Below are 17,527 nucleotides of genomic sequence, written 5' to 3' on the forward strand. Positions count from 1 at the left end.
CCACCCGACTCGACCCGATGGTGTTTCACCGGGGAAAGACGGGGGAAGTCACGCGGGGCGATCTGCTCTCAAGGAGGTTGTCATGGCGGCAACACCCGATCCGGCGTCCACCGGGGTGCGCACGCTCATCCCGGCACGCATCGACCGGTTGCCCTGGTCCCCGTTCCACACCCGGATGGTGGTCGCCCTCGGGGTGGCCTGGATCCTCGACGGCCTGGAGATCACGGTGGCCAGCGCGGTCGCCGACACCCTCACCAAGCCCGAGACGCTCCACATGTCGTCGGCGGCCGTGGGGCTGCTGGCCACCATCTACCTGGCCGGCGAGGTGGTCGGGGCGCTGTTCTTCGGCAGTCTTTCGGACAAGCTGGGCCGGCGGAACCTGTTCATGCTGACGCTGGCCGTCTACCTCGTCGGCAGCGGCCTGACCGCGCTGACCCTCGGTAACGGCGCCGGCTGGGTCATCTTCCTCTACGCGACCAGGTTCGTGGCCGGGATGGGCATCGGCGGTGAGTACGCGGCCATCAACTCCGCGATCGACGAGCTGATCCCGGCGCGCTACCGGGGCCGGGTGGACATCGCCGTCAACGGCACCTACTGGGCCGGCGCCGTGCTGGGCACCATCGGCACGTACATCCTGCTCAACAAGATGGACCTGTCGCTGGGCTGGCGGCTGGGCTTCCTCATCGGGCCGGTGCTCGGGCTCGTCATCCTGCTCGTCCGGCGGCACCTGCCGGAGAGCCCACGGTGGCAGATCATGCACGGCCGGGCCGAAGCGGCCGAGGAGTCGATCAAGCAGATCGAGGAGGAGGTCGAGCACGGCGGCCGCAGCCTGCCGCCGGTCGACGAGAAGAAGGCGATCGAGGTGACGCCGGCCGAGCGGATCGGGTACGTCGCCCTGGCCAGGGTGCTGTTCCGCGAGTACCCGTCGCGGGCGATCCTGGGCGCGTCGCTGATGATCAGCCAGTCGTTCCTCTACAACGCGATCTTCTTCACCTACACGCTGGTGCTCGGCAAGTTCTACGGGGTCTCGTCCGCGGCCACGCCGATCTACCTGATCGCCTTCGCCGTCGGCAACCTGGTCGGCCCGTTCACGATCGGGCACCTGTTCGACACCCTGGGCCGGCGCAAGATGATCTCCGGCACCTACATCGTGTCCGGGGTCCTGCTGGCGATCACGGCGGTGCTGTTCTACGCGGGCGCGCTGAACGCGATCACCCAGACGATCGCGTGGTGCGTGATCTTCTTCTTCGCCTCCGCCGGCGCGAGCGCGGGCTACCTGACGGTGAGCGAGATCTTCCCCCTGGAAGTCCGGGCCAAGGCGATCGCGGTGTTCTTCGCGATCGCGCAGTGCTTCGGCGCGCTGGGCCCGGTGATCTACGGCGCCCTGATCGGCACCGGCGAGCACCCGGTCCGCCTGTTCATCGGCTACCTGCTGGGCGCCGCGGTGATGATCGCCGGCGGCCTGGTCGCCCGGTTCCTGGCGGTCGACGCGGAGGGCAAGTCCCTGGAGGACGTCGCCCAGCCGCTGGCCGCCGCCGGCCGGCGCGGGCGCACCCGCGCCGAGGGAGCCTCCTCCCCCTTCTCCACCTGACGCCGGAAAGCCGCGAATGACGCATTGGGGCCCGTACCGTCCCGAAGCGTCATTCGCGGCGAGCGTTCCGGCGCAGACCGGTTTAGGCTCGGCGGACACGGGTAGCCGCCGCGCAAGGCGACACGGGTCGGGAGGTGGGCGTGGGACCACGGAAGTGGCTCGAGCTGTGGCCCGTCTACCGCCAGCTGACCGGCACCGACCCGCTCGGCCGGGGCAAGGCCGCCGAATCGCCGCGTTCCGAGGCGCTCGCGCCGCGCACCGCGAGCGCCGACCGGGTGGCCAAGTCGGTCTGCCCCTACTGCGCCGTCGGCTGCGGGCAGCAGGTCTTCGTCAAAGACGAGCGCGTCGTGCAGATCGAAGGCGACCCGCACAGCCCGATCTCCCGCGGCCGGCTCTGCCCCAAGGGCTCGGCGAGCAAGCAGCTGGTCACCGGCCCGCAGCGGGAGCAGAAGGTCCGCTACCGCGCGCCGTACGCCACCGAGTGGACCGAGCTGGACCTCGGCACGGCCATGGAGATGGTCGCCGACCGCGTGCTCGACGCCCGCCGCAAGGGCTGGCAGGACACCGACTCCCGCGGGATGCCGCTGCGCCGGACCACGGGCATCGCCAGCCTCGGCGGCGCCACCCTGGACAACGAAGAGAACTACCTGATCAAGAAGCTCTTCACCGCGCTGGGCGCGATCCAGATCGAGAACCAGGCCCGCATTTGACACTCCGCCACCGTTCCCGGTCTGGGGACTTCCTTCGGTCGCGGTGGCGCGACGGACTACCAGCAGGACCTGCAGAACTCCGACTGCGTCGTCATCATGGGCTCGAACATGGCCGAGGCGCACCCGGTGGGGTTCCAGTGGGTGATGGAGGCGAAGGCCCGCGGGGCCGAGGTGCTGCACATCGACCCGCGGTTCACCCGCACGAGCGCGCTGGCCGACGCCCACGTCCCGCTGCGGGCCGGCACCGACATCGCGTTCCTCGGCGGGGTGATCAACCACATCCTGAGCAACGACCTGGACTTCCGGGAGTACGTGGTCGCCTACACCAACGCCTCCTTCCTGGTGTCCGAGGACTTCCGCGACACCGAGGACCTCGACGGCCTGTTCAGCGGCTACGACGAGGCCAAGGCCGCCTACGACCCCGCCACCTGGCACTACGAGAGCGTCCGGCCGAAGGAGACCCCGCACGGCAAGGAGACGTCGGCGTCCGACCAGCACGGCTCGGGCGGCCCGGTGCTCGAAGGCGCCAGCGAGGAGATCACCGCCGACCCGACGCTGCAGCACCCGCGCTGCGTGTTCCAGATCCTCAAGCGCCACTTCGCCCGCTACACCCCGGAGATGGTCGAGGCGACCTGCGGGACGCCGAAGGAGCTCTTCCAGCGGGTCTGTGACGCCTGGACGCGCAACTCGGGCCGGGAACGCACCGCCGCGCTCGTCTACAGCGTCGGCTGGACGCAGCACAGCGTCGGCGCCCAGTACATCCGGGCAGGCTCGATCATCCAGCTGCTGCTCGGCAACATCGGGCGGCCCGGCGGCGGGGTGTTCGCGCTGCGCGGGCACGCCAGCATCCAGGGCTCGACCGACATCCCGACGCTGTTCAACCTGCTGCCCGGCTACCTGCCGATGCCCACACCCGAGCAGGCCACGCTGGCCGACTACCTCGAAAGCGTCCGCGGCGACAAGCAGAAGGGCTTCTGGCGCAACGCCGACGCCTACACCGTGTCGCTGCTCAAGGAGTACTGGGGCGACAAGGCCACCCCGGACAACGACTTCGGCTTCGGCTACCTGCCGCGGATCAACGGCGACCACGGGACGTACCGCACGGTCATGGACATGGTCGACGGCAAGGTCTCCGGCTACTTCCTGCTCGGGCAGAACCCCGCCGTCGGGTCCGCGCACGGCCGGCTGCAGCGGCTCGGGATGGCCAACCTCGACTGGCTCGTCGTGCGGGACCTCACGATGATCGAGAGCGCCACCTTCTGGAAGGACGCGCCGGAGATCGAAACCGGCGAGATCGTGCCGGAGCAGTGCCGCACCGAGGTGTTCTTCTTCCCCGCCGCCTCGCACGTGGAGAAGGAGGGGACGTTCACCCAGACCCAGCGCATGCTGCAGTGGCGGGAGAAGGCCGTCGAGCCGGCCGGCGACCAGCGGTCCGAGCTCTGGTTCTTCTACCACCTGGGCCGGATGGTCCGGGAACGGCTGGCGGGCTCGGAAGACGAGCGGGACCGGCCGGTGCTCGACCTCGCCTGGGACTACGCGGTGCACGGCGACGAGCCGTCCGCCGACGACGTGCTGCGGCGGATCAGCGGCCGGGACCTGACGACCGGCAAGCAGGTCGGCGGCTACCTCGAGCTCAAGGCCGACGGCAGCACCTCCTGCGGCTGCTGGATCTACAGCGGTGTCTACGCCGACGGCGTCAACCAGGCCGCCCGCCGCAAGTCGCGGTTCGAGCAGGACCTCTACGCCCTGGAGTGGGGCTGGGTGTGGCCGCTGAACCGGCGGGTGCTCTACAACCGCGCCTCCGCCGACCCGCAGGGACGGCCGTGGAGCGAGCGCAAGGCCCTGATCTGGTGGGACGCCGAACGCGGCGAGTGGACCGGCCACGACGTCCCCGACTTCGAGAAGACCAAGCCGCCGGACCACGTCCCGCCGCCGGACGCCGTCGGCCCGGCCGCCCTGCGCGGCGACGACCCGTTCATCATGCAGTCGGACGGCAAGGCGTGGCTGTTCGCGCCGAACGGGCTGGCCGACGGCCCGCTGCCGGCGCACTACGAGCCGCACGAGTCGCCGTTCCGCAATCCCTTCTACGCGCAGCAGGGGAACCCGACGCGGAAGGTCTACGGACGGCGCGACAACCCCTCGAACCCGTCGCCGCCGGAGCCCGGGACTGAGGTCTTCCCGTTCGTGTTCACCGCCGCGCGGCTGACCGAGCACCACACCGCGGGCGGGATGAGCCGGACGCTGCCCTACCTGTCGGAGCTGCAGCCGGACCTGTTCGTCGAGGTCTCCCCCGAGCTCGCGAAGCTGCGGGGGCTCTCGCACCTGGGCTGGGCGCACGTCGTCACCGCGCGGGCCGCCGTCGAGGCGCGGGTGTTCGTCACCGACCGGATGGCGCCGCTGCGGGTGCAGGACCGGGTCGTGCACCAGGTCTGGATGCCCTACCACTGGGGCAGCTCCGGGCTGGTGTCCCGTGACGTGGTGAACGACCTGTTCGGCGTGGTGCTGGACCCGAACGTCTTCATCCAGGAGAGCAAGGTCGCCACCTGCGACGTCCGGCCGGGACGGCGGCCGCGCGGCGCCGGCCTGCTCGCGTTGCTCGCCGGCTACCGCGAGCGCGCCGGCATCACGCCCGAAACGGGGACGCAGGTGGCCACCGTGCACGAGACCCGGCACGTCGAACCCGGCCACGCCACGGAGGACCGACCATGAGCATCGAGAACCGGCTGTCCGGGCCACTGCCGGACGTCGCCGGCGAAGCCGGGCACACCGGGCACCCGCCGCGCGTCGGGTTCTTCACCGACACGTCGGTGTGCATCGGGTGCAAGGCCTGCGAAGTCGCCTGCAAGGAGTGGAACAACGTCCCCGAAGACGGGCTCGACCTGCTCGGGATGTCGTTCGACAACACCGGCGCGCTGGGCGCGAATTCGTGGCGGCACGTGGCCTTCATCGAGCAGCAGCGCCCGCTCGGCGCGCAGTCGCCGGGCCTCGACGGGCTGCCGACCGGACCGTCGGCGGTCGACGTGACGACCGCGTTCGTCGCCGACGAGCTGCGGCAGGCCCCGCGCGGCGGCGGCGAGCTGGGCACCTCTCCCCTGCCGCGGGCGCCCGAGGACCTGGGGATGCCGTCGTTCGACCTGCCGGGCGGGAAGACCGGCGCCGAGGGCCGCACCGACTTCCGCTGGCTGATGGCCTCGGACGTGTGCAAGCACTGCACCCACGCGGGCTGCCTCGACGTCTGCCCGACGGGCGCGCTGTTCCGCACCGAGTTCGGCACGGTCGTGGTGCAGCAGGACATCTGCAACGGCTGCGGCTACTGCGTTTCCGGCTGCCCGTACGGGGTGATCGACCGCCGTCCGGACGACGGCCGGGCCCAGAAGTGCACGCTCTGCTACGACCGGCTGCACGACGGCCTCGAGCCCGCGTGCGCCAAGGCCTGCCCGACCGACTCGATCCAGTTCGGCGAGCTGGACGAGCTGCGCGAGCGAGCGGCCCGCCGGGTCGAAGCCCTCCACGAACGCGGCGTCCCCGAGGCGCGGCTGTACGGCCACGACCCGTCCGACGGCGTCGGGGGCGGCGGCGCGTTCTTCCTGCTGCTGGACGAACCCGAGGTCTACGGGCTGCCGCCGGACCCGGTGGTGCCCACCCGCGAGCTGCCGTCGATGTGGAAGTACGCCGGGATGGCGGCCTCGGCCCTGCTCGCGGCCGCGGCCGCGTCGTTCGGACGGCGGCGCCGGTGACGCCGCGCGAACCCCGCAGCGACGCGGGAGCCGCCGACACCCGCGCCCGCGTCTTCGGCGGCCGCCGCAAGCGCGGTGGCTCCGCGGAAGAGCTCATGGTGCCCCGCGCCGAGTTCCGCTCCTACTACGGGCGGCCCGTTCTCAAGCCGCCCGTCTGGGAGTGGAAGGTCCCCGCCTACCTGTTCACCGGCGGGCTCGCCGCGGGCACGTCGCTGCTGGCCGCCGGGGCCGACCTCACCGGGCGGCCCGCGCTGCGCCGGGTGGGCCGCACCGGCTCGCTCGCCGCGCTGCTCGCCAGCGTCTACCTGCTGGTCGCCGACCTCGGGCGGCCGGAACGGTTCCACCACATGCTGCGCGTCGCGAAACCGACGTCGCCGATGAGCGTCGGCACCTGGATCCTGAGCGCGTTCGGCCCGGGCATGGGCGTCGCCGCGGCCGCCGAGGTGCTGCCCGCCGGGCTGCGGCGTTCCCTGCCCGGGCGGCTCCTGCGTGCGGTGGCCCGGCCCGCCGGGCTGTCGTCGGCGGTCGTCGCCCCGGCGGTGGCGTCCTACACGGCGGTGCTCCTGTCGCAGACGGCGGTGCCTGCCTGGCACGAGGCGCACGCGGAACTGCCCTTCGTGTTCACCGGCTCGGCGGCGGCGAGCTCCGGCGGGTTCGCGATGGTGCTGGTCCCGGTCGAGGAGGCGGGCCCGGCCCGCACGCTGGCGGCCCTCGGCGCGGCGACCGAACTGGTGGCGTCGAAGGTGCTGGAGAAGCGGCTCGGCCTCACGGCGGAGGCGTACACGACGGGCAAAGCGCACGGGCTGCGGAAGTGGTCGGAACGCCTGACGGCGGCCGGTCTGGCCGGCGCGCTGTTCGGGCACCGCAGCCGCGCGGTGTCGGTGGCCGCCGGGACCGCCCTGTTCGCCGGCAGTGCGTTGCAGCGCTTCGGCGTGTTCGAAGCGGGCGTCGAGTCCACAAAGGACCCGAAGTACGTGGTCGTGCCGCAGCGGCAGCGCGCGAACCGGCGGTGACCAGCGCGATCACCGCCGCGGAGACTCCGCGTACCCGAAAGTCCGGCCGAGCCGGGCGCCGAAGCGACCAGCCGGACGAGCACCGGTGAGGCGAACTGGCCGAAGAACAAGGCCGGCGTCAACAGCCCGAGTGCCTTGGCCCGGGCGCGACCGAGGCGACCGCCCAGCCGTTGACCTTCGGCAGGGAGTCCGGCAGCACGCGAACCGGCGGTGACCAGCGCGATCACCGCGTGACCGGAAGTCCGGCGGCGTCAGCCGCGCGCGCTGTTCCGCAACCGCGGCAGCACCGCCAGCCACGCCAGCGCCGCCTCGACGGTCCGGTGGATGGGCAGCACCCGGTCCAGCTCCAGCACCCGGATCGGCCGCAGCACCGCACGCTGCCGCGCCGCGATCGCGAACGGCACGCCGCTCACGTGCGCCTCCGAAGCCGCCACCAGCAGCTCCGTGATCGCTCCCGCGCCGCAGAACGACACCTGGGACAGATCCAGCACGAGGGCCCGCGGGGCGAGGTCGAGCTCCTCGCCGAGCCGGGTCCGGAGCCGGTGCAGGACCGGCAGGTCGATCTCGCCGCGGATCGCGACGGTCGTCGCCTCCGCCGTGGCGGTCACGCTCATCGTCATCGCGGACGGGACGTCGACGCGGAACTGCGGAGCGGCGATCTGGTCGAGCACACAGGCCTCCCACCCATGGGGACGGACGCACAGTGCGGCTGCGGGCTGAACCGCGATGACCACCGTACGCCTGTCCGGCGGCCGCTTCCGCAGCCGCCGCCGAATTCGTCGAATCCGGGCGCGCCCCGGCGAATTGCCGGAACGGGCCGGATAACGGTTCGGAGCTCCCGTCGGTCCCGGCATCCCACCGAACGCCCGTCTTCTGCTAAGAAGTGCATCGTTTCGTCGATCGACGCAGGGGTGCGGGTGGCTCTCGAGGAACAGCTCGTCAACGGGCGGTACCGGCTACTGGGGCACCTCGGCCGCGGCGCGATGAGCCTGGTGTGGCGGGCCAGGGACGAGCGGCTGGACCGCGTCGTGGCCGTCAAGCAGTTCCTGCACGACCCGGGCGCGGGCGGCGACGTCTGCGAACGGGCGATCCGCGAGGCCCGGCTCGCCTCCCGGTTGCGGCACCCGCACGCGGTCGCCGTCCACGACGTGTTCGAGGACGCCGGCTCGATGTACCTCGTCATGGAGTACGTGCCCGCCCGCTCGCTGAGCGAGGTCCTCGTCGAACGCGGGCCGCTGCCCCGCTGCGACGTGCTGCGGCTCGGGCGGCAGATCGGGGCGGCGCTGGCCGCCGCGCACGGCGACTGGATCCTGCACCGGGACGTCACGCCCAACAACGTGCTCGTCACCGACGACGGCGTCGCCCGGATCACCGACTTCGGCGTCTCGCGCGCGCTCGGCGAGCACCCGGCCGCCGACGAAGGCGTCGTCGTCGGCACCCTCCCCTACCTGGCCCCGGAAGTCGCCCGCGGCGGCGAGGCCGGCCTGCCGTCCGACGTCTATTCGCTCGGCGCCACGCTCTACACCGCCCTGGAGGGCACGCCGCCGTTCGGCACCAGCGACGACCCGATCACGCTGCTGCGGCGGATCACCGAGAACCAGCTCACCCCGCCCCCGCACGGCGGGCCGCTGACCCCGGTGCTGATGCGGATGCTCGAACGCGATCCGGCCGCGCGCCCGTCGATGCAGGAGGCGGTGGACCTGCTGGCCGCCGTCGGCAAGCCGGTTCCGGCGCCGCCCCGCCGGTCCCGGCTCCGCCGCGTCGCGGTGACCGGGGCCGCCGCCTGCCTGACGTCGGTGAGCGTGGCGGCCGGTCTCGCCCTCGCCGACCGGCCGGGAACCACCACCGCGGCGCCCATCGAGCGGCCACCGACGACGGTCACCACCGACCACACCGTCAGCAGCACCACGACGGCGTCCGCCCCGGCGACCGGAGGCCCGGCCCGGCACCCGGCGGCGGCCACGCCGTCCACCGCGTCCGGGTGCACCGCGCGCTACGAGGTCACGAACGCCTGGCCGGGTGGCGCCCAGGCGCAGGTGACCGTGCACAACGACCGGCCGACGCGGCTCACCGGGTGGACGGTGACCTGGGACCAGCCCGACGGGGCCGGCATCCGGGACCTCTGGAACGGCACCCTGAGCCAGACCGGCTCGGCGGTGACCGTCACCGACGCGGGCTGGAACGCCCTCGTCGAGCCGGACGGGTCGGCTTCGTTCGGGCTGAACCAGGACATCACGAGCGGCCGGGCGGTCGTCCCGGTCCTCAGCTGCCACACCAACTGATTTCGTTATCGTTCCGACACAACCGGATCGCCATTTTCTCCGTAGCGGCCTTCGCCGTTTCCGGCATCCGGAACGAATACGTCGAACGCATTTCGTACCCCCACCCAGGTGAGTGAATTGCGCCGACGAGCCGAACTGCGCTCCGGAAGCGGCCGTGTTCCCCGGCGAAGGAAACGACAGAGGGGAGCGCGCCCGTGCACGAAGGGGCAGTGATCGCCGGCCGGTACCGCGTGCTCGGCCGGGCGGGTCACGGCGCGATGGGGGCCGTGTGGCGGGCGAAGGACGAACGGCTCGACCGCCTGGTGGCGATCAAGCAGCTGTTCCCCGAGTCCCCCGCCGATCCGGCGGCCACCCGCGCCCGGACGATCCGCGAGGCCCGGGTCACCGCCCGGCTGCGCCACCCGCACGCGGTCGTCGTCCACGACGTCGTCGAGCAGGGCGGCGCGGCCTACATCACGATGGAGTACCTGCCCGCACGCACGCTCACCGCCCTCATCGAGGAGTACGGCCCGCTGGTGCCGGAGTACGTGGCCGAGCTGGGTGCCCAGCTCGCGTCGGCGCTGGCCGCGGCGCACGCGGAAGGCGTCGTGCACCGCGACATCAGCCCCAACAACGTCCTGATCACCACCGACGGCTCGGCGAAGATCACCGACTTCGGGGTGGCCCACGCGCGCGGGGAGGGCACCGCCACCGGCCGCGGGCTGTTCGTCGGCACGCCGGCCTACCTCGCGCCGGAGGTCGCCGAAGGCGAAGAACCCGGCTTCCCGTCCGACGTCTATTCACTCGGCGCGACGCTCTACACCGCGCTCGAAGGGCAGCCGCCGTCCGGAACCGACGAGAACCAGCTCGCCCTGCTCAAACGGGTCGGCGCCGGCACCGTCACCCCGCCCGTCACCAGCGGCCCGGTCACCGACGCGATCCTCCGGTTGCTGCACCGGGATCCGGCCGCCCGGCCCGCGATGGCCGGGGCGGCCCGGCTGCTGACCCGCGCCACCGCACCCGGCGTGGTGCCCGCGCCCGCCCCGGTGGACAGCGCGCCGCCGGTCCGCCGTCGCCGGTCCCGCGCGGCCTTCGCCGGGACGGCGCTGGTGCTGACCGCGGCGGCCGCCGTGGTGGCGGCGACCGCGGTCCCCGCCGACCGGGAGCCCACGAGCGCGGCGGCCCAGCTCGCGTCGGCGCCGTCCACGACACCGCCGTCCACGGCACCGCCGACCGCGTCCCGGACCACGGGCCCCGCGGCCTGCGCCGCGCGCTACCAGGTGGTGAAGACGTGGAACGGCGGTTTCCAGGGGCTGGTGACCGTCCGCAACAGCGGGCGGGCCGAGGTCACCGGGTGGACGGTCAGCTGGACCAACCCGGCCGGGACGAGCATCGACGACCTCTGGAACGGCACGCTGGCGCGGACCGGCGCCACCTCGGCGATCGCGAACGCCGAGTGGAATGCGGTGCTCAGGCCGGGCGAATCGACCACCTTCGGCTTCGTCGCGCTGGCCCGCGGCGGCAACCGCGGGATGCCGGTGACCGACTGCCGTCCCCGCGAATGAATCGCCGCCCCTGCCGTTTTCCGTGCCTCCGCCGAAGGTGGCTTGACCACCTCCGTTCACCGGTATTAAGGTCGGCACCCGCTCCTTCCTGTTAGCGCTAACTTCCGACCGGACAACGGATCGGACAATGTTCCTCGAGAAAGTCCTCACGACGATGACGAATTTCCGCGACGCGGCGGACGAACCGCCCGGCGGCGGCCGCGGCGCGGTGACGATCACCGACGTGGCGAACGCGGCCGGCGTCTCGGCGAGCACGGTGTCCTACGTGATCACCGGCAAGCGGACGATCTCCCCGGCCACCCGGCGCCGGGTCGAGGAAACCATCCGCGCCCTCGGCTACCGGCGCCGCGGCGGCTCGCCGTCGCCCCGGGCCGGCGTCCTCGCGGTGGCGGTGCCGCCGCTGGGCGACCGGCAGCTGGGCATGGAGATGGAGTTCTTCTCCGCGGCGGCGGGCGCGGCCCGCGAATCCGGCTTCGACCTGCTGCTGGTCACCGACGACGACGGCACGTCGGGCCTGCACCGGGTGACGTCGGCGGCGCTGGCCGACGCGGTGATCGTGCTGGACGCCGGCGACGACGACCCGCGGGTGCCGGTCCTGCTGGCCTCCGGCCGCCCCGCGGTGCTGGTCGGCGCGCCGGGACAGCACCGCGGGCTGGCGTCGGTGGCGCTCGACTTCGGACCGGCCGGGGTGGCCTGCCTGACCCACCTCGCCGGCCTCGGCCACCGGTCGGTCGCCCACCTCGGCCCGTCGGTCTCGCCGCCCGGCCCCCGGCTCCGGTACCTGAAGGGCTTCGTCGACAGCTTCGGCGCGGCCGCGGCCAAGCACGGTGTGAAAGCGATTTCCCACCACCTTTCCCCGAAGGGCCGGGCGGCGGGCGCGCCGTCGGCCGAAGAGGTCGCCCGCGGCCTTAACAAGCTGCTCACCGCCGGTGGCCCGACCGCGCTGGTCGTGCACGACGAGGCGGCGCTGCCGCTGGTGCTGGGCACCCTCCGGCAGCGCGGCAGGCAGGTCCCCGGTGACATCTCCGTCGTCGCGGTCTGCTCGGAAACCGTGGCGGGCCGGCAGCGGATCCGGCCGGCCGCGGTGCTCGTCCCGGCCGCCGAGCTGGGAGTGCTGTCGGTCCGGCTGGCGGTGGGCCAGCTCGACGGCGGACCGCCCGAGCCCGCCACGGTGGTCCCCGCGTTCGTCACCGGGGAAAGCACCGCGGCGGCCGTCGCCGTCCGTGAAGGGGCGCGCCTGTCCGGCGCGTGAGAATTCTCGGCGATCCCGGGTTCGGCCAGGGCAAGGGCAGGTGACCGCGGACGGGACGGCCAAGATCGCCGGATTCGGGCCGAGCACCGGCCGTTTCCCCGCCGCAAGCCCTACGGGACCTCGCGGCTTCCCGACCCGGCGGTTGCGCCGCCGGGCGTGTCTCACCGCGGCGCGGATCCCGCTTTACCCCCGCAGGATTCGCGCACCACGAGCGTCGGCCACAGCTGGAGCCGGTGCACCGGCCGCTCGGCCGTGTCGGTGAGCCGGGCCAGTGCGAGCTCGGCGGCCACCGCGCCGAGCCGGTGCTTCTGCGGGCACACCGCCGTCAGCGGCGGGTCCGAGGCCGCCGCCACTTCGTCGTCGTAGGAGACCACCGCCAGCTCGCCGGGTACGGCGACACCGCCGTCGCGGGCCCGTTCGATCAGGCCGATGGCTTCGCGGTCGGCGTGCACGAGCAGCGCGCCGACGCCGGCCCGGCGGCAGCGCGCCAGCAGCGTGTCGTACTCCCCCGCCCAGCCCGGCGAGCCGTACACCGGCACGTCGAGGTCCAGTGCCGCGCCCGCGTCCAACCCCAGTGAACCGATCGCGTCGCGCCAGCCGGCCCGCAGCGCCCGGCTCGTGGGGCTGGACCGCGACGTCACCAGCCCGACCGCTTGGTGCCCCAGGGAAACCAGGTGCCGGACGGCGAGTCCCGCGCCGAGCGCGTGCGCCGTCGTGGCCGCGTCCAGGGCGAGCGTCGGCAGCTCCGGCGGGGGCAGGCGCTCGACCAGGACCACCGGGACGCTCAGTGAGCCCAACCAGCGCAGCAGGTCCAGCGCGCCGCGGCCGCTGGTGGCCGGGGCGACCAGCAGCGTCTGCACCCCGCGGTCGAGGAGCTTGCCGATCTGGCGGCGGTCCTCCGCCGCGTCGTAGCTGGACGCCCGCAGCACGAGCCTGCCGCCCGCACCGGCCACTGTGGACTGTGCACCTTGGACGACCGTCGGCCAGTAGTACTCCACCGACGGCGCGACCATGCCGACGAGCGCGCCGGGTGCCACGTGGCCGAACACCGACGCCGCTCGCCCGGGTTCGGGGTGGCTGCCGCGCGGCCGGGTCAGCGTGACCCCGCCGTGCACCCGGGTCAGCAGCCCGCGGTCGGCGAGCTCGGTGACGTCCCTGCGCACGGTGACCGCGGTGACGCCCAGCCGCGCCACCAGCTCCGTGAGCCGGACCGCGCCGTGTTCGCGGACCAGCGAAAGGATCAGCTGGTGCCGTTCGGAGGCGAGCATCACCGCACCTGCTCCAGCCGGACCCGCGCCGGGCCCTCGCGCACCAGCAGGGTGAGCCGGCTGAGGTGGCCGCCCCAGGAGGCCCGCAGCAGGTGGTCGTCCAGCGGCCGCCGTTCGACGTCCGCGGTGGTGTGCCGGGGATCCCAGCTCAGCCGCAGCACCCGGCGGCCGGCCTGCGACACGAACGCTTCGCCGTCGCCGAGCTCGACGTCCCCGGCGAGGACGTGCCGCAGCCGGACCGGCCGGACCGAGTCGTCGTCGGTCACCAGGACGTGCGCGGGCGGGTCGCGGACCAGCCGCACCGACCGGATCCAGCGCGGCACGCCCGGGTAGGCCCCGGCGAGGTCGGCGCGGAGCGTGGCCGCGGACGCGGTGAGTTCGACCCGGACGTCCCGCGCCCCGAACGCTTCCCCCGGCTCCTGGGTGACGCCGGGCTCCGGGACGTTGTGCCACTCGCTGCTCAGCGGCCAGGCCCGGTAGCGGTCCGGCCCGAAGCTGGCCGCGGTGTAGGTCGGCTGGCCGGCGTCGGCCACCACCGGCACCCCGTCGACCGCCACCCAGTACGAGCCCACGTCGAGGTGGTTGTGCCGTTCCCCGTTGTGCCCCGCCTTCACCGCCACGGTCAGCCCGCGGGCGGTCCCGGCGCATTCCCTGGCCACCAGCACCTGCACCCGCGGCAGCCACTCTTCGCGCGCCGGCCAGGTCTCTTCGGGTTCGGTGGCCAAGGCCTTCCGCCAGTCGTCGTCCGCCAGGCCGGACAGCGCGCGGCCGAGCCCGGCCGACGGCCACACCGGCCGCCCGCTCGCACGCGCCCGGCTCACCGCGTGCGCCCGGACGTCGTCGTCGCCGAGCCGCTCGCCCCAGCGGTGCAGCACGTGCCACGGCTGCGCCGGGGACAGCCGGGCCGGGGCGTCGCCGGCGTTGACGTAGGCGTCGCCGCCCAGGTGCATCCGGTGCGGGAAGCGGATCAGCTCGCGCAGCACCGGGAGCTCCCCCGGGTCGCCCAGCAGGTCCAGGCACTCCAGCAGCCGGCAGGCGCCGTGCCACCAGTAGGCGACGCCCTCGTCGATGCCGCCGTCGCCGGGCAGGATCGCGACGTAGTGCTCGAGCCCCTCGACCACCAGCCGCACCAGCCGCCTGCGCCGTTCTTCGTCGGCCACGAGCAGGAGCGCGGCCGCGAGGACACCGGAGTGGATCCACGGGTTCCAGTTGTGCGCGTCGCCGTCGAGGCCGAGCCAGTGCCAGTCGCGCACGCGCTCGAACGGCGTCAGCACGCGGACCTCGACCTCGCGCCGCAGCCGTCTGCGCAGTCCCGGCGCCCGGATGTCGAAGTGCGGGCCCAGGACGTGATCGGCCCAGGCGAACAGGGACGCGACCTCGGCCGCGCCCAGGTCGAGGAACGGGTCGTCGGGGTCGGCCAGCACCTCGCCGCGCCCGGCCGCGTGCCGGTCGTGGGGTGCCCAGCACCACGTGGTCGCCTCGGCGAGCGCGACCAGCCCGTCGATCGCGCCGTCCAGCAACGGCACCGGGCCCGGTGGCACCTCACCGGTGAGCACCGCGCCGAGCACCAGCAGCGTGACGCGCTCACGCAGCTCGCGGGCGGCGTCTTCGTACTCCGTGCGCACGCCGTCGCGGAACGTCCTGGCCCACGCCGTCGCCGTCAGGACCGGTGCCGGACGCGCGAGAACGGCCTCGGCTTCGGCGATGATCGCGGCGCCGTCCACGGCGTCCCAGAGCGTCCGGTCGCGCACGTCGGGGAGCCGCATCGGTGCCGCCCTTTCGATTCCGATCGTTTGTGATCGGTTTTGACTCGAATTGTTGACTCGCACTATGGCACAGCCCGACAGTGACAGCCATCACTTCGACGGAGGAGCAATGACGCTTCGGGGATCGGCGGGCCCGACCCGCCGGACGTTCCTTTCGGCCACCGCCGGGCTCGCGGCCGGCGGCCTGCTCGGCGGCTGCGCGTCGGCGACGACGGCCTCCGGCGCCACCCGCGTGCGCCTCTGGTCGTGGCTCACCGGCATGGACAAGTACGTCGCCGCGTTCAACGCCGCGCACCCGGACACCTCGGTGGAGCTCAACGTGATCGCGGCCGGCCTGAAGGGCGGTTACGCCCAGCAGACCAACGCGCTGCGCGCCCACAACGCCCCGGACATCCTGCACGCGGAGTACCAGGGCCTGCCGCAGCTGCTCACCACCGGCGGCCTGCGCGACCTCACCGGCGACCTCGCCGACCTCGAGCGCGGCTACTCCCCCGCCGCCTGGCAGGGTGTCCGGCCGGGCGGCCGCACCTGGGCGGTGCCGATGGACCTCGCCCCGATGGTGCTCTACTACCGCAAGGACCTCTTCGACTCCCACGGCATCGCGGTCCCGCGCACCTGGGACGAATTCCGCGCGGCCGCGCGGGCCGTGCAGAAGGCCGACCCGGCCGCGCGCGTGACGACGTTCCCGCTCAACGACGGCTCGTTCTTCGCCGGGATGTGCTGGCAGGCGGGCGATCCGTGGTGGCGGGTCGACGGCGGCTCGTGGCGGGTGGACATCGACGGCGCGGGCACCCTGCGCACCGCGGACTACTGGCAGGGCCTGATCCGCGACGGCCTGGTCGCCACCGCACCGACCGGCGACCAGGACTGGATCGGGGCGATGCACACCGGACGGCTGTGGGGGCTGCTCGGCGCGTCCTGGAGCGTCGGCTCGCTGGTGAAGTCGATCCCGCAGGACAAGGGCCGGTGGGCGGTGACCACGATGCCGACCTGGGACGGCGTCCCGGCCAACGGCGTGCAGGGCGGCAGCGCGTTCGCCGTCTCCGCCGAAAGCGAGGTGCCGGACGCGGCCGTGAAGTTCCTGCGCTGGCTGAGCACCGACCCGGCCGTCGCGAAGATCGGCACCACGTTCACCACGCCCTTCCCCGGCTACCTGCCGAGCCGGGACGTGGCCAGGAAGGCCTACCGGGGCGGGTACTTCCTCGGCGACCCGGTCTACGACGTGCTCGACGAAGCCGCCCGGCGCGTCCCGGACTGGACGTGGGGACCCAACGCGCTGCGGACGTTCTCCACCGTCGTCGACCGGATGGGCGGGGTGAAGACCGGGAGCACGACCCTCGCCGCCGCCGTCCGGCAGACGCAGGCCGGCGCCGTCGCCGAGCTGCGCGAGCGGGGATTGACCGTGCTGGAAGGGAAAGCGTGATGACCGTCCTGACGCACGAGCGGGCCGCGAGCGCGACGGCCGCGGCGAGCCCCGGCAGCCCGGCGCGGGGACGGCGGGGCCGCGGCCGCGCCGGTCTCGTGCTGGCGGCTCCGTTCGCGGTCCTGCTGACCGCCACCGTGCTCGTCCCGATCGCCTACGCCCTCTACCTGAGCCTGTTCACCGATCGCCTGTCCGGCCTGGGTTTCTCCGGCCCGACGCAGGCGTTCATCGCGTTCGGCAACTACACCGACGTGCTCACCGACAGCGCGTTCCACGCCAGCCTCGGCAACGTGGCGTTGTTCGTGCTGGTGCACATCCCGGTCATGCTCGGCCTGGCCCTGCTGCTGGCGCTGCTGATCGACTCCGCCGTCGTCCGGCTCAAGCGGGTGTGGTCGCTGGCCGTCTTCCTGCCCTACGCGGTGCCGACGGTGATCACCGGGCTCGTCTGGGCCTACCTGTACAGCCCCCATTCCGGGCTGACCGCACTGCTGCCGTTCGACCCGCTGGGCAAGACCGGCATCCTGCCCTCGATCGTGAACATCGCGACCTGGCAATGGGTCGGCTACAACATGATCATCTTCTACACCGCGCTGCAGGCCGTCCCGCGTGACGTCCTCGAAGCCGCGCGCGCCGACGGCGCCGGGGGCCTCCGGACGGCGTGGTCGGTCAAGGTCCCGATGATCCGGCCGACGATGTTCGTCGCGCTCGTGTTCACCGTGATCGGGTCCCTGCAGCTGTTCACCGAACCCCTGGTGCTGCGCGGGTTCACCGGCTCGGTGACGAGCACCTGGTCCCCGAGCCTGTACGTGTACGAGGCCGCCTTCATCGCCAACGACTACGGCCGCGCCGCCGCCGCGTCCGTGCTGCTGGCGCTGGTTTCCGCCCTGCTCTCGGCGCTCGTCATGCGCCTGTCCGCCCGGAGGTCCCGGTGACCCTGCCCC

12 protein-coding genes are annotated in these 17,527 nt (G+C 73.3%); 9 read left to right on the forward strand and 3 right to left on the reverse strand.

The features are described 5' to 3' along the window. The first annotated feature begins 82 nt into the window (after positions 1-82). The 4 genes from HUT10_RS06115 (at position 83) to nrfD (ending at position 7,051) form a co-directional block, all read left to right on the forward strand. On the forward strand, positions 83-1,591 hold the full coding sequence (locus tag HUT10_RS06115; protein WP_176170267.1) for an MFS transporter: 1,509 nt from the start codon (positions 83-85) through the stop codon (positions 1,589-1,591). 140 nt (positions 1,592-1,731) lie between these two features. Continuing rightward, positions 1,732-5,010, forward strand: coding sequence for a formate dehydrogenase (gene fdh, locus HUT10_RS06125; RefSeq protein WP_254896712.1), 3,279 nt, complete (start codon positions 1,732-1,734; stop codon positions 5,008-5,010). Beyond that, a complete protein-coding gene (locus HUT10_RS06130) occupies positions 5,007-6,038 on the forward strand; it encodes a 4Fe-4S dicluster domain-containing protein (protein WP_176170269.1) in 1,032 nt (343 codons plus the stop codon). The genes fdh and HUT10_RS06130 overlap by 4 nt, the downstream gene beginning before the upstream one ends. Beyond that, positions 6,035-7,051, forward strand: coding sequence for an NrfD/PsrC family molybdoenzyme membrane anchor subunit (gene nrfD / locus HUT10_RS06135; RefSeq protein ID WP_176170270.1), 1,017 nt, complete (start codon positions 6,035-6,037; stop codon positions 7,049-7,051). The genes HUT10_RS06130 and nrfD overlap by 4 nt, the downstream gene beginning before the upstream one ends. A 251-nt stretch (positions 7,052-7,302) precedes the next feature. Here nrfD and HUT10_RS06140 read toward each other — a convergent pair whose 3' ends face one another. Next, the gene (locus tag HUT10_RS06140; RefSeq protein ID WP_176170271.1) at positions 7,303-7,722 is read right to left on the reverse strand and encodes an STAS domain-containing protein; all 420 of its coding nucleotides are present in this window, start codon (positions 7,720-7,722) and stop codon (positions 7,303-7,305) included. Positions 7,723-7,968: 246 nt separating this feature from the next. On the opposite strand from HUT10_RS06140, the gene HUT10_RS06145 reads away from it, so the two are divergent. From HUT10_RS06145 to HUT10_RS06155, 3 genes are all read left to right on the forward strand, one after another. Further along, on the forward strand, positions 7,969-9,333 hold the full coding sequence (locus HUT10_RS06145) for a protein kinase (RefSeq protein ID WP_176170272.1): 1,365 nt from the start codon (positions 7,969-7,971) through the stop codon (positions 9,331-9,333). A gap of 194 nt (positions 9,334-9,527) precedes the next feature. After that, positions 9,528-10,877: a serine/threonine-protein kinase gene (locus HUT10_RS06150; RefSeq protein WP_176170273.1), complete on the forward strand. Its 1,350-nt coding sequence runs from the start codon at positions 9,528-9,530 to the stop codon at positions 10,875-10,877. A 127-nt stretch (positions 10,878-11,004) separates the two neighbouring features. Then, positions 11,005-12,129 carry a LacI family DNA-binding transcriptional regulator gene (locus tag HUT10_RS06155; protein WP_176170274.1) on the forward strand — a complete coding sequence of 375 codons (1,125 nt, stop codon included), beginning with the start codon at positions 11,005-11,007 and terminating at the stop codon, positions 12,127-12,129. A 161-nt stretch (positions 12,130-12,290) separates the two neighbouring features. On the opposite strand, the gene HUT10_RS06160 is transcribed toward HUT10_RS06155, so the two are convergent. Continuing rightward, positions 12,291-13,397: a substrate-binding domain-containing protein gene (locus HUT10_RS06160; protein ID WP_254896713.1), complete on the reverse strand. Its 1,107-nt coding sequence runs from the start codon at positions 13,395-13,397 to the stop codon at positions 12,291-12,293. Next, the gene (locus HUT10_RS06165; protein ID WP_176170276.1) at positions 13,397-15,163 is read right to left on the reverse strand and encodes a heparinase II/III family protein; all 1,767 of its coding nucleotides are present in this window, start codon (positions 15,161-15,163) and stop codon (positions 13,397-13,399) included. The genes HUT10_RS06160 and HUT10_RS06165 overlap by 1 nt, the downstream gene beginning before the upstream one ends. A 109-nt stretch (positions 15,164-15,272) precedes the next feature. On the opposite strand from HUT10_RS06165, the gene HUT10_RS06170 reads away from it, so the two are divergent. Together HUT10_RS06170 and HUT10_RS06175 are read left to right on the forward strand one after the other, a co-directional pair. Further along, a complete protein-coding gene (locus HUT10_RS06170; protein WP_176170277.1) occupies positions 15,273-16,586 on the forward strand; it encodes a sugar ABC transporter substrate-binding protein in 1,314 nt (437 codons plus the stop codon). Next, positions 16,586-17,518 carry a carbohydrate ABC transporter permease gene (locus tag HUT10_RS06175; RefSeq protein ID WP_176170278.1) on the forward strand — a complete coding sequence of 311 codons (933 nt, stop codon included), beginning with the start codon at positions 16,586-16,588 and terminating at the stop codon, positions 17,516-17,518. Before HUT10_RS06170 ends, HUT10_RS06175 begins: the two co-directional genes overlap by 1 nt. Positions 17,519-17,527: the final 9 nt, after the last annotated feature.

The sequence above is a fragment of the Amycolatopsis sp. Hca4 genome, assembly GCF_013364075.1.
Lineage (GTDB): Bacteria > Actinomycetota > Actinomycetes > Mycobacteriales > Pseudonocardiaceae > Amycolatopsis.

Bases quoted from the DNA above. Each gene is read 5' to 3' on its own strand.
- HUT10_RS06115 (WP_176170267.1), top strand. From the start codon at position 83: ATGGCGGCAACACCCGATCCGGCGTCCACCGGGGTGCGCACGCTCATC.
- HUT10_RS06130 (WP_176170269.1), top strand. From the start codon at position 5,007: ATGAGCATCGAGAACCGGCTGTCCGGGCCACTGCCGGACGTCGCCGGC.
- HUT10_RS06155 (WP_176170274.1), top strand. From the start codon at position 11,005: ATGTTCCTCGAGAAAGTCCTCACGACGATGACGAATTTCCGCGACGCG.
- HUT10_RS06160 (WP_254896713.1), bottom strand. From the start codon at position 13,397: ATGCTCGCCTCCGAACGGCACCAGCTGATCCTTTCGCTGGTCCGCGAA.
- HUT10_RS06165 (WP_176170276.1), bottom strand. From the start codon at position 15,163: ATGCGGCTCCCCGACGTGCGCGACCGGACGCTCTGGGACGCCGTGGAC.
- HUT10_RS06170 (WP_176170277.1), top strand. From the start codon at position 15,273: ATGACGCTTCGGGGATCGGCGGGCCCGACCCGCCGGACGTTCCTTTCG.
- HUT10_RS06175 (WP_176170278.1), top strand. From the start codon at position 16,586: ATGACCGTCCTGACGCACGAGCGGGCCGCGAGCGCGACGGCCGCGGCG.